Raw genomic sequence first — 12,139 nt, forward strand, 5'->3', positions numbered from 1 at the left:
TTTTTGAGAAGGTCGTGCGGCGCCCGCTTCAAGGCATCTCGACGGAGACGCTCTTGATCACCGCATGGACCGGCTTGCCGGGTGCCAGCCCGAGCAGGGCGAGGGATTTCGCCGTCAGGCGCGCCGCCAGCTTCGCCTCGCCGCAAGCGATGAGCAGGTGCACGGTACTGCCGCCGGCGCCGCTGCGCTCGCCGATCTCGGAGACCGTGCCCGGCAACACGTTGAGCGCGCTGATCCCGGCCGGTTGACCGAGGCTGAGCATCACGTCGCTCGCCAGGATGCGGATCTTGATGCGCTGGCCCTGCCGCAGCGCGGCGCGCGCGATCGTCAATGGCCCGGCCGGCGTCTTCAGCCGTGCCAGTCCGAAAGCCTCCTCGAAGCCGGCGACCTCGGCGGAGAGCAGCGTGCTCGCCTCCGGCGCGCCCGGCCGTGCCGCCAGATCGGGGCGGGAGAGGATATCGGCCGTCGGCCCGCAGGCCGCGACGCGCCCGTTCTCGACCATGGCGACGGTGGTGGCGAGGCGTGCGACCTCGGCCAGCGCATGCGAGACATAGACGATCGGGATGCCGGCCTCGTCGCGCAGGCGCTCGATATGCGGCAGGATCTCGGCCTTGCGGGCGTCGTCGAGCGCGGCAAGCGGCTCGTCCATCAGCAAGAGGCGCGGCTGCGCCAGCAGCGCGCGGCCGATGGCGACGCGCTGCTTCTCGCCGCCGGAAAGGCCGCCCGGTCTCCGGTGCAGCAGATGGCCGATCCCCAGCAGCTCCAGCACCTTGTCGAGTTCGGCCGGCTTGCGCTGGGCGCGCGGCACGAACCAGTGCCCGAAGAGCAGGTTCTGCCGCACGGTGAGATGCGGAAACAGCCGCGCCTCCTGGAAGACATAGCCGATACGGCGGCGATGCTTCGGCAGGAAGATGCCGCGCTCGGTATCGACCAGCGTCTCGCCATCGACGCGGACATGGCCGGAATCGGGGCGGATCAGCCCGCCGATGACATTGACCAGCGAGGTCTTGCCCGAGCCCGAGCTGCCGAACAGGGCGGTCAGGCGCCCGTCGGAGGTGAAGCTCGAATCGAGCGTGAAGTCTCCGAGCCTGTGGCGGACGGCAATGTCGAGGACATCTGTCATTCGACGTTGATCCGGCGCCCGACGATGCGGGCCATCAGTTCGGACAGAAAGAGCGCCGCGACCGAGATCGCGATCGAGATCAGCGTCAATCGCATCGCGCCGGCATCGCCGCCGGGAACCTGGGTGAAGGTGTAGATCGCAGTGGGCAAGGTCTGCGTCTCGCCGGGGATGTTGGAGACGAAGGTGATGGTCGCGCCGAATTCGCCCATCGCCTTGGCGAAGCACAGGATCATGCCGGCGATGATGCCGGGCAGGCAAAGCGGCAAGGTGACGACGAGGAAGACCCAGATCGGGCTCGCGCCCAATGTGCCGGCAGCGGATTCGAGCTTGCGGTCGACGGCCTCGATCGAAAGGCGGATGGCACGGACCATCAGCGGAAAGCCCATCACGGCACAGGCGAGCGCTGCGCCAGTCCAGCGGAAGGACAGCACGATCCCGAACCAGTCATAAAGAAATTCGCCGATCGGCCCGCGCCGGCCGAAGCCGACGAGCAGCAGGTAGCCCGTCACCACCGGCGGCAGGATCAAGGGCATATGGACGATCGCGTCGAGCAGGGACTTGCCCCAGAAGCGCCCCCGCGCCAGCAGCAAGCCAACCGCGAGCCCCAAGGGGAGGCTCGCGAGCATGGCGGTCGTCGCGACGATGAGGCTGAGCCTCACCGCCGTCCACTCTTCAGGAGATAGCGTAAGCCAGTCGGTCACGAGGCGGCGATCACGAAGAACTGGCAGCCTTGTTGAGGACCGTGAAGCCCTGCTTCTCGAAGACGGGCCGGGCGGCGGCGCTACGCAGATAGGTCAGGAAGGCCTGCGCGTCGGGATTGGCCGAATCCTTGGTGACGGCGACCGGGTAGACGATCGGGGGATGCGAATCCTCGGGGAAGGTCGCGACGACCTTGACTTGGCGGTCGGCGGCGGCGTCAGTCGCGTAGACGATGCCGAGCGGGGCCTCGCCGCGCGAGACCAGCAGCAAAGCGGCGCGGACATTGTCGGCCTGCGCGATCTTGTCCTTCACCTTGTCCCAGGCGCCGAGCTTCTCCAGCGCGGCCTTGCCGTACTTGCCGGCCGGGACGGAATCGACATTGCCCATGGCGAGCCGGCCTGCGCCAACGGCACCCGCGACATCGGCACCGGGCTTGAGGTCGAGCTTGGCGGTCGAATCCTTGCCGGCGACCAGCACGATGCGGTTGGCGAGCAGGCTGACGCGGGTATCCGGCTTGATCAGGTTCTTGCTCGCGGCATAGTCCATCCAGTCCAGATCGGCCGAGACGAAGAGATCGGCCGGGGCTCCGTTCTCGAGCTGCTTCGCCAGCGTGTTGCTGGCGGCATAGGAGATTTTCGGCGCCGGCTTGCCACTTTCCTTGACCCAGTTGGCGGCAGCCTCGTCCAGCGCGTTCTTCATGCTGGCGGCGGCGAAGATGACGAGGTCCTTCGTCTGCGCCTGCGCGGCTTCGAAGGTGGGAGCAAGGCTCACGACAAGGGCCAGGCCCATGCCCAGCAGGGTGCGGCGCTTCAACATGTTGTTCCTCGCAAGAATTTCTCGTTGTATATCGTCGGATATAACGATGGTTGCCGCGCCCCCCGACCCAAGTCAAGGCGCGGCGGCGGTCGCGTTGTCGCAAGGAGAGGACGAGCCATGAAGATCAGCGCCCGCAACCAGCTCAAGGGCAAGATCGTCGAGATCACCAAGGGCGCGACGACAGCCCATGTCCGCATCGATATCGGCGGCGCGATCGTCACCTCCTCGATCACCAATGCGGCGGTGGACGATCTCGGCCTCGCCGTCGGCAAGGAGGCCTACGCCGTGGTGAAGGCGTCCGATGTGATGATCGCGATCGACTGACGGGCTCGCCCACATGGTCCGCGAGAACGAGATTCGCGAGAAGGAGGTCGCTGTCGCGCCGCCGCAGGCGACCGATGCCGGCCTCGTCTTCATCGGCACGATCCGCACGCCCTGGACTTCGCGGCTCACCTGTCCGCGCCAGGGCAGGGCGGACGGCCCGATCTGCCGCATCGAACTCTTCCCGCCCTGGGACGAGGCACTGGAGGGCATCGAGCGCTTCGAGCGGCTGGAGGTGCTCTACTGGCTGCACCAGTCGCGTCGCGATCTCGTGCGCCAGAGCCCGGCCAATAACGGCGAGACGCACGGCACCTTCGCGCTGCGCACGCCGGTCCGACCCAACCCGATCGGCACCTCGATCGCGACGCTGGTGGCGCGGGAGGGGCGGGTGCTGCTGGTGCGCGGGCTCGATTGCCTCGACGAGACGCCGCTCCTCGACATCAAGCCGGACCGGACGCTGTTCACGCCGATCGCCCCGCCGCAGCCCGGCGATTTCGAGACGGGCTAGGCGGCCGGCCTGCCTAAAGGCTCTTCAGGATCAGCCATTCGCCGGTGCTCGTGACTTCGTTGGCCTCGATGAAGCCGATCGACAGGTAGAACCCCAACGGGCTGTGCTCGCCACGGACGACGCTGGCGCTGAGCGTGGTAACGCCTTGCGCTTTCAGCATGGCGAAGAGCTGCTCCAGAACTGCGCGGCCATAGCCTTTCCCCTGATGCCGGCGATCGATCATGAAGCGCCAGAGATAGGCGCTGCCCGGCTTGTCGTCATCGCGCCAGAGGATGAAGCCGACGGGCTCGTCCCCGGCATAGATCGCCCGGAAGGTCGCACGCGGCTCGAAATGCGCCTGCGCGATCGAGATCGCGACCGGCGCGACATTCTCGCGCTGCTCCTCCGTGACCTCGAGCCCGCAGATGGTCCGGACCGTCGCCGCGGTGATCTCACGCAGTTCGACAGGCAAGATGGCGTCCCTCTTCACCCGTGCGGGTGCTTGTGGATCGGATCGACCCAGTAGACCTCTTCCGGCTTCTCGACCGGGTCGACATCGGTGATGTTGACCACCACCGCCTCGTTGTCGGAGCGCACCAGCACGCATTGCAGCGGGTTGTCGGGATCGGCGTTGATCTCCTGATGCGGCACGAAAGGCGGCACATAGATGAAATCGCCCGGGCCGGCCTCGGCGACGAATTCCAACCGCTCGCCCCAGCGCATCCGCGCCTTGCCGCTCACCACATAGATCACGCTTTCGAGCTCGCCGTGATGGTGCACGCCGGTCTTGGCGTTGGGCTCGATCGCGACCGTGCCGGCCCAGATCTTCTGGGCGCCGACGCGGGCATGGTTGATCGCCGCCTGCCGGAACATGCCGGGCGTCTGCGCCGTGTTGGGGTCGAGCTTGTCGCCGGAGATGACGCGCACGCCGTCATGCTTCCAGCGCGGTTCGCCATCATGGCTGTGATCGTGCGGATGGTCGTGATCGTGAGAATGATCGTGACTCATGTCGTCCTCCTCGCTTGCGCAGGCGCAGACTGTCTCAGCCCTTCTTCGCCGACCCCGTCGCGACCGGCCGGTCGCTCGCGCCCCATTCGGACCAGGAACCGTCATAGAGCGCGCGGGCCGGCTTGCCGATTGTCTCCAGCGCCGTTGCGAGGATCGCGGCGGTGACGCCGGAACCGCAGCTCGTGATCAAGGGCCGGTCGAGATCGGCGCCGGCATCAGCGAAGGCGGCGGCGATGGCGGCCGAATCCTTCAGGCTGCCATCGGCGATGAGCGCGGTCGCCGGCACGTTGAGGGCGCCGGGCATATGGCCGGAGCGCACGCCGGGGCGCGGCTCGGCCGCCTCGCCGCGGAAGCGGTCGGCCGGGCGCGCGTCGACCACCTGGGCATTGCCGGCGGAGAGCGCTTTCGCGACATCGTCGGCGTTGGCGACGGCTGAATGGTCGAGACGGGCGGTGAAGCTGCGGGCGGCGCGGGCACGCGGCGGGCCGTGCTCGATCGGCCGGCCCTCGCGCTCCCATTTCGGGAAGCCGCCGTCGAGGATGACGACGTCCTTGGCGCCGAAGGTGCGGAAGGTCCAGCGCACGCGCGGCGCCGAGAACAGGCCGAGCCCGTCATAGACCAAGATGCGCATGCCGTCGCCGATGCCCATGGCGCCGACAGCTGCCGCGAAGGCATCCGGCCGCGGCAACATATGCGGCAGGTTGGATGTGGTGTCCTTGACCGCGTCGATATCGAAATGCACCGCGCCGGGAATGCGCCGCTCGGCGAATTCGGCATGCGGATCGCGGCCATGGGCCGGCAGGTACCAGGAGGCATCGACGACGATGACATCCGGCGCGTTCAGGCGCTCAGCCAGCCATTCGGTCGAAACGAAGACGTCTTCACGGGCCATAGGCGTGTCCTCTGGGCATCAGCTTTGGTGTTCTCAGGCGAGCGCGATCCGGACGCGCCGGTTCTGCTTGCCCTTCTTCTCGATATCGGTGACCGCGACCGGGCCGATCTCGGCGGTGTTGCGGACATGGGTGCCGCCGCAGGGCTGCAGGTCGATATCGCCGATGGCGACGAGCCGGACGCGGCCCGAGCCGCGTGGCGGCTTGACCGACATCGTCTTGACCAGGCCCGGATTGGCGTCGAGCTCCTCGTCGGTGATCCAGCGCTCGGTGACGTCGGCATTGCGCGCGACCAGCGCATTCAGCTTCTCGGAGATCTCGGCCTTGTCGAGCCCGCCTTCGGGAATGTCGAAATCGAGCCGCCCGTCGCCCTCGCCGATCGAGCCACCGGTGACGGGGAAGGTGAGCACGACGCTGAGCAGATGCAGGGCGGTATGAACGCGCATGCGCTTGAAGCGGCGTTCCCAGTCGAGCACGACCGTCACCGCCTCGCCGGGCGCCGGCAGGGCCTGTCCTTCGGCCGGGACATGGATGACCCGGCTCTTGTCCTCGGGATCGTAGATCGTGGTGGCGATCGTGATCTCGCTGCCATCGGCGCGGCGCAGATGGCCGGCATCGCCCGGCTGGCCGCCGCCGGTCGCGTAGAAATTGGTGCGGTCGAGGATGATGCCGCCACGCTCGTTCACGGCTTCGACCGTCGCGGGCGTTTCCCTGAGATAGGCATCCTGTCGAAAGAGCAGTTCGGTCGGCATCGTCTCGTGTCTCATGGTGGCGCGGGAACGCCTTCGGCCCCGCAGACTGCACCGATTGCCGCCGAGGTGCCACCTCATTGGCGAGATACCGGGGATGATTTGGGACGCATGGCTTCCGGGCGCGGGCTTTCATGCCTAGATGACTGTCCCGCCAACCCGGAGCTGCCATGGCCTTGCCCCGCATGAAGCCGCAGGACGGCGTCGCCTGGATCACCGGTGCCAGTTCCGGCATCGGGGCCGCGGTTGCGCTCGAACTGGCGCGCCGAGGCTGGACGGTCGCCGTGACCGCCCGGCGGCTGGAGGCACTGGAGCGCCTCGCGCGCAGCGCCGAGGGCCTGCCCGGCCGCATCGTCGCCCATTCCGGCGACGTCACCGATGCGCAGAGCATGCGCGACGTCACCGATGCGATCGAGAGCATCCACGGGCCGATCGCGCTGGCTTTCCTCAATGCCGGCATCGCGTCGGGGCAGGGCAGGGCGATCGATGTCGAGACCGTCGAGCGGGTCGTCGGGGTCAATCTGCTCGGCGTCGCCAAGAGCTTCTTCGCCGTGCAGCCGCGTATGATCGCCCGCAGCAAGGGACAGATTGCGGTCAATGCCTCGCTCGTCGGCTATCGTGGCCTGCCCGGCGCGGCCGCCTATGGTGCTGCGAAGGCGGGGGCGATCTATTTCTGCGAATCGATGCGCTTCGATTGCGAGGCGGCCGGCATCCGCCTGCAACTGGTCAATCCCGGCTTCATCGAGACGCCGATGACCGAGGGCCGCCGTTTCCCGATGCCGTTCCTGCAGACGGTAGAGGAGGGGGCAAGGCGAATCGTTGATGGATTCGAGCGCGGCGGCTTCGAGATCACCGTGCCGCGCCGCCTCGCCTGGATCCTGAAGGTCGCGCGCCTGCTGCCTTATCCCGTCTATTTCGCGCTGATGAGCCGCTTCGCCGAGCGCAGCGGCTGAGTCGGGTCAGCGACCGCGGATCGCGGCGAAGGCGTCCAGCGCGCGCTGGCGCCCGAAGGCGAGGTCGACGAGCGGGGCAGGGTAGGTCTCGCCGATTCGAATACCGGCCTCGCGCAGCGCCTTCTCCGAGGCTTTCCAGGGCTGGTGGATGTCCTTGTCGGACAGCCCTGCCAGCTCCGGCACCCATTGGCGGACATAAGCTCCGTGCGGATCGTGGGTTTCGCCCTGCGTCACCGGGTTGAAGATGCGGAAATAGGGCGAGGCGTCGGCGCCGGAACCCGCGACCCATTGCCAGCTCGCGGCGTTGTTGGCCGCGTCGGCATCGACCAGCGTGTCCCAGAACCAGGCTTCGCCCGCCCGCCAGTCCTGCAGCAGATGCTTGATCAGGAAGGAGGCGACGACCATCCGCACGCGATTATGCATCCAGCCGGTCGTCCAGAGTTCCCGCATGCCGGCATCGACGAGCGGGATGCCGGTCTGTCCGCGTTGCCAGCGGCGCAGCGCCGTCTCGTCCGGTCGCCAGGGAAACGCGTCGAAGCGCGAATCGTAATTGCGCGTCGCCAGTTCCGGATTGTGAAAGAGCAGATGGTGGGAAAACTCCCTCCAGCCGATCTCCGAAAGAAATTTCTCGGCGTCCTGCTCCGATCCGGCGGCCTCGCCGGCGGCGCGAGCATGCTGGAGCGCGTGCCAGACCTGTCGCGGTCCGATCTCGCCGAAATGCAGATGCGGCGACAGGCGCGAGGTCGCTGCTCGGTCCGGCCGGTCGCGATCCTCGGCATAGCCGGCAAGCCCGCTGCCGATGAAATCATCGAGCCGCGCCGCAGCACCTGCTTCTCCCGGCGTCCATGCATCCCGTAGACCGCCGGCCCAGTCGGGCTTTCGCGGCTCAAGGCCAAGATCGGGCAGCGAGACTGCCAGCGCCTCGATCGAATCGGGCAGGGGCAGTGCCTCGATTCGCGTGGGAGCGGGAATCGGAGCGTCCGGCTCCCCCTTCTGACGGGCCGCGCGCCAGTAGGGCGTGAACACCTTCATCGGCTGCCCGGTGGTCGTGGTGACCTGCCACGGCTCATTCAGGAGGTGACTGTTGAAACTGCGGACATCGATTCCCCGTCCCGACAAATCCTCCTTGAGCTTGCGGTCGAGGGCGATCTCCGCCGCCTCGTAGCGGCGGTTCCAGGTGACGTGGGTGATTCCCGCCTCGGCCACGATGCGCGGCAGCAAGACCGCCGGATCGCCCCTCATCAGCACGAGCCGCCCGCCCTTCGCCGCGAGCGCTTCGCCGAGGGCGTGAAGCGAGCGCGACAGCCACCAGCGCGAGGCGGCGCCGATGGGGCGGCGATCGGGTCCGGTATCGAGGATGTAGAGGCATAGGGCCGGCCCGGCCTCGGATGCGGCCGCGAGCGCTGGATTATCGGCCAGCCTCAGATCGTTGCGGAACCAGTGCAGGGCGCGTTGAGCCATCATTCCTCTCCAGCCGCGATCCGCGCGGACCGCAGTCTCGCGATCAACGCGGCGATGCGGATACGGTCCCGGACCAGAGGAAGGATTTTCGGACGGAGCCTCCGAGAAGCAGCCGGTGCGCGCCGAATCTGCTATCGCGGGCTCAGATTTCGAGAGGCTGATGCAGGAGATCTGCGATCAGCCAGGACACGCCTGCCGTCCCGGCCATGAGGACCGCTATCAGAATGGCTTCGACCATGACGCTACTCCGCCCCGAACAGGCACGCGTCAATAACTAGAATTTTAACGATCTGTAAACGAAATCCTTAAGGCGAATCACAGCCTGAACGATCGTTCCAGATGAGCGGTTGCTGAAAGATGGATGCATTGGAGGAAGCGGGACTCGATCTCGAACTCGGGGAGATGGGCCGGAGGCTGGACAACTTGTTCGCCGCGCGCCGCCCGCGCACGAGGCAGAACCACAAGCCCGCAGGCTTCGAGGTTTCGGCTGTCGAGGCCGGCACCGGGCGTCTGCGCGTGATGCTGGACGCCGACCTGCCGGAAGCCGTCGGCCGGACGATACTGACCCTGGCGATCAAGCATGGTGCGGGACCGGGGCGGGGCGACGGTCACCGCAAGGCCGTCCCGGATTCGGCCGCCAATGCCGCGCAAAAGGGCTGAATACGCGCAAGAGAAGTCGGGATTGCGACCTTGATCGCTGACGACCGGGAACCCGGGAGCGTCTCGGGCGTCCCTTGCATGATGACCAACCCGAAAAAGCCGCCCTGGACTCCTGGCTCTGGCTCGCCGTCATCGGCCTGACGATCATCGTGGCAGTGTCGTCCCTGACATTCCCCGAGCGGGTCGCACCGGATTCGTTTCGGCCTCGCTCCGCCGCGCAGTGAGGGGCTTTGGGAGGTGGGCTTTAAAGCTCGCGCCCGATGGCCAACACCGGAAAATTCGCAGGGAAGACATCGCGCAAGGCGATTGGTTCCGCGGGCGCCGGTGAGCATGGGCTCACGGGGGCGCGGGACGAATGACAGCAGCCTGGAAACTTGGGAAAGCGCAGCGATTTCGGCGCTATGAAGATTGGAGGCCTCGCCCGGAATCGAACCGGGGTGCAAGGATTTGCAGTCCTCTGCGTAACCACTCCGCCACGAGGCCTTCCTGCGAAAACGGCCGCGGCCGCTTCAGCGAGAGCGCTATAACCACAAGCCGCGCCGCACCGCAACCCGGCATCGCATCTTCCACAGCGACGACGACAAATCTGCTTGGCCGGCTCGCAAGGGGCTTGCACTATCCGGATCGCACGGCTAAGACGCCGCCACGTTGTTCCCGGATAGCTCAGCGGTAGAGCAATCGACTGTTAATCGATTGGTCGCAGGTTCGAATCCTGCTCCGGGAGCCACGCTTTCCCCATAGAGCGTTGATATTGCTGACGAATTGCCCGTTGGGGCAGGGCGTAACCCTAGCGCTTTCCCTAAATCACCGTTGCCGATAATGCCCGGAATGCCGGGGTGTGGGCCTCTATCCGAGAACCACCCGCCGCGCCTCACGCCGCCTCTGCCACGTGGTCCCGACCGGGGAAGCGGACTTCGCGATATTGCTCATCCACTTTTTGAATCAGGTCGGTGAGATTCGTGGCGGCGTAGTCGAGAGCCGCTGCTTTCGGCGGGTTCACGCGCCGGATGGTTTCCGCGACTTGAACGAGCAGCGTCTCGACCGTCTCGGCGAGGGCACCCATTTGATAGAGCTTGCCCTCAAGGCCAAACATGAATCGTTCGGTCGGCGTCCAGGCGGGCGCTTCTGGCACCACGACCTCCGGCACGACCGCACGAATGCTGTTGCGCAGTTCGCCGTCGATCATCACGACGTCGACGCGGGCGCGGAAGGGGCGGCCATAGAGTTCGCTGGTGTCCGTGGGGTTTAGGACGCCCACAGCCCGCCGCAGAGCGGCAAATTCGCTCTGGCCCTTGTCGGAGCCCTTGCCTTCGAGGACCAGGCTGTACGGCACGATATGCCCTTCGTAAGGGCCTTCAGTGACGACCGCCTCAAATTCGACTGTGAAGTCGGCATAGCCGCCGTCCACGATCTCCATCTCGTACTCATCGACCGGCAACAGCGTGGCTGGCACCTCGTCATCGTCCTCGATGCCATCGCAGCGGTGAACCGCCAGCAGGTCCGCGATCGGCGTCATCGTCGTCTCGCCGTCGAACGGGCGGTAGGTGACGACCGCGCCGTCTGCATGCGGCAGGGCGTCCCAGCTACCGGCGGGCAGTGGCAGGACAAGAGTGCCCAGCGTGCGGTTCAGCCCGCGGTCGATCACCGCGACGATGTCGTGCCGGCGGGGTTCCTCCAGGCTGTTGAAGGTGAGGACAGTCCCGGCGTCGAACTCCGACGTGGCGGTTTCAAGAGTGACGGCGTAGGCATCCGGCCACTGGTGGTCGTTGGCGGGGGTGTTCATGTGGTTGCTCCGTCATATTTAATTGGTGACATGCACATAGGCGCATCGGCGCCATGCTGAGTCAACAAAAAAATATGAGGCACATAAAAATTGTGTCGATCCACACAATCATTTGACAATCCAAGTTAGGATTCGCTAGAGCGAGGCATGCTTCCCTCCGCCCAATCACGTGCCGCTCGTGCGCTCCTTGGCTGGTCTCAGACCGACTTGGCCAACGCATCGCGCGTGAGCATCTCGACAATCCGAGACTACGAGACGGAGAAGCGCGTCCCCATCCCTAACAACCTCGCCGCCATCCGCTCCGCCCTAGAGCAGGCAGGCGTGCAGTTCCTAGACAACGGCGACACGGCTGGCGGACCGGGCGTGGCGTTGAGGGGGCAATAAAAGGGGGCGGCATCCCTTGCGGGATCCGCCCCTTGATCTTGTCTATGGGCGCGGAGCTAGGCTCAAAAGCATTCCCATAGAGCACAGTCTCTTATATAGCGGTAGCTACAGGCTATGCAACCCGCGATTCCCCCGCAGCCCGAAAATCTCGAAGCAGTTCGAGCCGCGATCAATGAGGCTCGCTTGCAGCGCTATCTGCCTGCCAGCGGAGGCGACACGGCTGTCGCCTTCAGCTTCTACCTATGGAACCTGTCGATCGCGCAAGCATTCGCTATCCCCCTGCATTTTGCGGAGGTGACGTGCCGAAACTCCATGGCCGTGGCGCTTGCTAGGCGGTTTACAGAGGGACCATGGTACAGACATTCACGGTTCCTTTCTATATTAGATAATCACAACAAAAACAGATTGAATGAAGCTATCGAAAAAGAAACAGTCCGCCATGGGCGAAATCTTTCTGATGGCCACATTGTTTCAGCTCTCACTTTTGGGTTTTGGGAGAATTTAGCGACCCGAAGATTTGAAAGAATTATATGGGCAAAAGGCGTCAAGTCTGTCTTCAGCAATTCTCATAAAGATATGACTGTAGAAGATTTGAATAAAATGATTACGTCTGTTAGGACGTTTCGTAACAGAATTTCACACCATGAAGCTATTTTTGATAAGAAACCCACGAAGAAGCATCAGGATTGCTTGAATCTGATCAGTTTGTCGTGCCGGGCGACCCATGATTGGGTGGCGTCGTGCTCGCGCGTGCCGCTGGCTGTTAGCCTACGTCCGCTCCCGAAATAACCGGCCCGTGTGCGAT

Annotated in this window: 15 protein-coding genes and 2 tRNA genes; 7 read left to right on the forward strand and 10 right to left on the reverse strand. The window is 65.4% G+C overall.

The window, feature by feature from the left end:
- Positions 1-28: 28 nt before the first annotated feature.
- Genes modC through modA form a run of 3 tightly spaced genes read right to left on the reverse strand, consistent with a single transcriptional unit; the run spans position 29 to position 2,638 of the window.
- Positions 29-1,123, reverse strand: a complete 1,095-nt coding sequence (modC, locus tag ACODTJ_RS22940) for a molybdenum ABC transporter ATP-binding protein (RefSeq protein WP_454657016.1) — start codon at positions 1,121-1,123, stop codon at positions 29-31.
- Positions 1,120-1,824: a molybdate ABC transporter permease subunit gene (gene modB, locus ACODTJ_RS22945; protein ID WP_454657015.1), complete on the reverse strand. Its 705-nt coding sequence runs from the start codon at positions 1,822-1,824 to the stop codon at positions 1,120-1,122. The genes modC and modB overlap by 4 nt, the downstream gene beginning before the upstream one ends.
- Before the next feature lie 10 nt (positions 1,825-1,834).
- Positions 1,835-2,638: a molybdate ABC transporter substrate-binding protein gene (gene modA / locus ACODTJ_RS22950; RefSeq protein WP_454657014.1), complete on the reverse strand. Its 804-nt coding sequence runs from the start codon at positions 2,636-2,638 to the stop codon at positions 1,835-1,837.
- A 117-nt stretch (positions 2,639-2,755) separates the two neighbouring features.
- Between modA and ACODTJ_RS22955 the strand changes: the two genes are divergently transcribed.
- Both ACODTJ_RS22955 and tsaA read left to right on the forward strand, forming a co-directional pair.
- A complete protein-coding gene (locus ACODTJ_RS22955; protein WP_454657013.1) occupies positions 2,756-2,962 on the forward strand; it encodes a TOBE domain-containing protein in 207 nt (68 codons plus the stop codon).
- Positions 2,963-2,975: 13 nt separating this feature from the next.
- Entirely contained in the window at positions 2,976-3,467 is a 492-nt protein-coding gene (tsaA, locus tag ACODTJ_RS22960) for a tRNA (N6-threonylcarbamoyladenosine(37)-N6)-methyltransferase TrmO (protein ID WP_454657012.1), read from the forward strand.
- A gap of 13 nt (positions 3,468-3,480) precedes the next feature.
- Here tsaA and ACODTJ_RS22965 read toward each other — a convergent pair whose 3' ends face one another.
- From ACODTJ_RS22965 to ACODTJ_RS22980, 4 genes are read right to left on the reverse strand one after another with little or no spacing between them, the layout of a single operon-like run.
- Entirely contained in the window at positions 3,481-3,918 is a 438-nt protein-coding gene (locus ACODTJ_RS22965) for a GNAT family N-acetyltransferase (protein WP_454657011.1), read from the reverse strand.
- A 14-nt stretch (positions 3,919-3,932) separates the two neighbouring features.
- Positions 3,933-4,454 (reverse strand): cupin domain-containing protein, encoded by a 522-nt coding sequence (locus ACODTJ_RS22970; protein ID WP_454657010.1) that lies wholly within the window; start codon positions 4,452-4,454, stop codon positions 3,933-3,935.
- 34 nt (positions 4,455-4,488) lie between these two features.
- The gene (gene sseA / locus ACODTJ_RS22975) at positions 4,489-5,346 is read right to left on the reverse strand and encodes a 3-mercaptopyruvate sulfurtransferase (protein ID WP_454657009.1); all 858 of its coding nucleotides are present in this window, start codon (positions 5,344-5,346) and stop codon (positions 4,489-4,491) included.
- A gap of 33 nt (positions 5,347-5,379) precedes the next feature.
- Positions 5,380-6,111 (reverse strand): alanyl-tRNA editing protein, encoded by a 732-nt coding sequence (locus ACODTJ_RS22980; protein WP_488850158.1) that lies wholly within the window; start codon positions 6,109-6,111, stop codon positions 5,380-5,382.
- 152 nt (positions 6,112-6,263) lie between these two features.
- Here ACODTJ_RS22980 and ACODTJ_RS22985 point away from each other — a divergent pair, with 152 nt between their 5' ends.
- Positions 6,264-7,046, forward strand: coding sequence for an SDR family NAD(P)-dependent oxidoreductase (locus ACODTJ_RS22985; protein ID WP_454657007.1), 783 nt, complete (start codon positions 6,264-6,266; stop codon positions 7,044-7,046).
- Between the two features lie 6 nt (positions 7,047-7,052).
- Here ACODTJ_RS22985 and ACODTJ_RS22990 read toward each other — a convergent pair whose 3' ends face one another.
- Entirely contained in the window at positions 7,053-8,507 is a 1,455-nt protein-coding gene (locus ACODTJ_RS22990) for a cryptochrome/photolyase family protein (RefSeq protein ID WP_454657006.1), read from the reverse strand.
- Positions 8,508-8,864: 357 nt separating this feature from the next.
- Here ACODTJ_RS22990 and ACODTJ_RS22995 point away from each other — a divergent pair, with 357 nt between their 5' ends.
- Complete coding sequence (locus ACODTJ_RS22995) at positions 8,865-9,167, forward strand: hypothetical protein (RefSeq protein WP_454657005.1); 303 nt, start codon at positions 8,865-8,867, stop codon at positions 9,165-9,167.
- Between the two features lie 409 nt (positions 9,168-9,576).
- On the opposite strand, the gene ACODTJ_RS23000 is transcribed toward ACODTJ_RS22995, so the two are convergent.
- A tRNA-Cys gene (locus tag ACODTJ_RS23000) sits at positions 9,577-9,650 on the reverse strand.
- A gap of 169 nt (positions 9,651-9,819) precedes the next feature.
- On the opposite strand from ACODTJ_RS23000, the gene ACODTJ_RS23005 reads away from it, so the two are divergent.
- Positions 9,820-9,894, forward strand: a tRNA-Asn gene (locus tag ACODTJ_RS23005).
- Positions 9,895-10,038: 144 nt separating this feature from the next.
- On the opposite strand, the gene ACODTJ_RS23010 is transcribed toward ACODTJ_RS23005, so the two are convergent.
- A complete protein-coding gene (locus tag ACODTJ_RS23010) occupies positions 10,039-10,950 on the reverse strand; it encodes a hypothetical protein (protein WP_488850161.1) in 912 nt (303 codons plus the stop codon).
- A gap of 147 nt (positions 10,951-11,097) precedes the next feature.
- On the opposite strand from ACODTJ_RS23010, the gene ACODTJ_RS23015 reads away from it, so the two are divergent.
- Positions 11,098-11,334: a helix-turn-helix domain-containing protein gene (locus ACODTJ_RS23015; RefSeq protein ID WP_488850163.1), complete on the forward strand. Its 237-nt coding sequence runs from the start codon at positions 11,098-11,100 to the stop codon at positions 11,332-11,334.
- A 183-nt stretch (positions 11,335-11,517) separates the two neighbouring features.
- On the forward strand, positions 11,518-12,123 hold the full coding sequence (locus ACODTJ_RS23020) for an Abi family protein (protein WP_488850165.1): 606 nt from the start codon (positions 11,518-11,520) through the stop codon (positions 12,121-12,123).
- The last annotated feature ends 16 nt before the right edge of the window (positions 12,124-12,139 follow it).

The sequence above is a fragment of the Allobosea sp. FG18 genome, assembly GCF_057809495.1.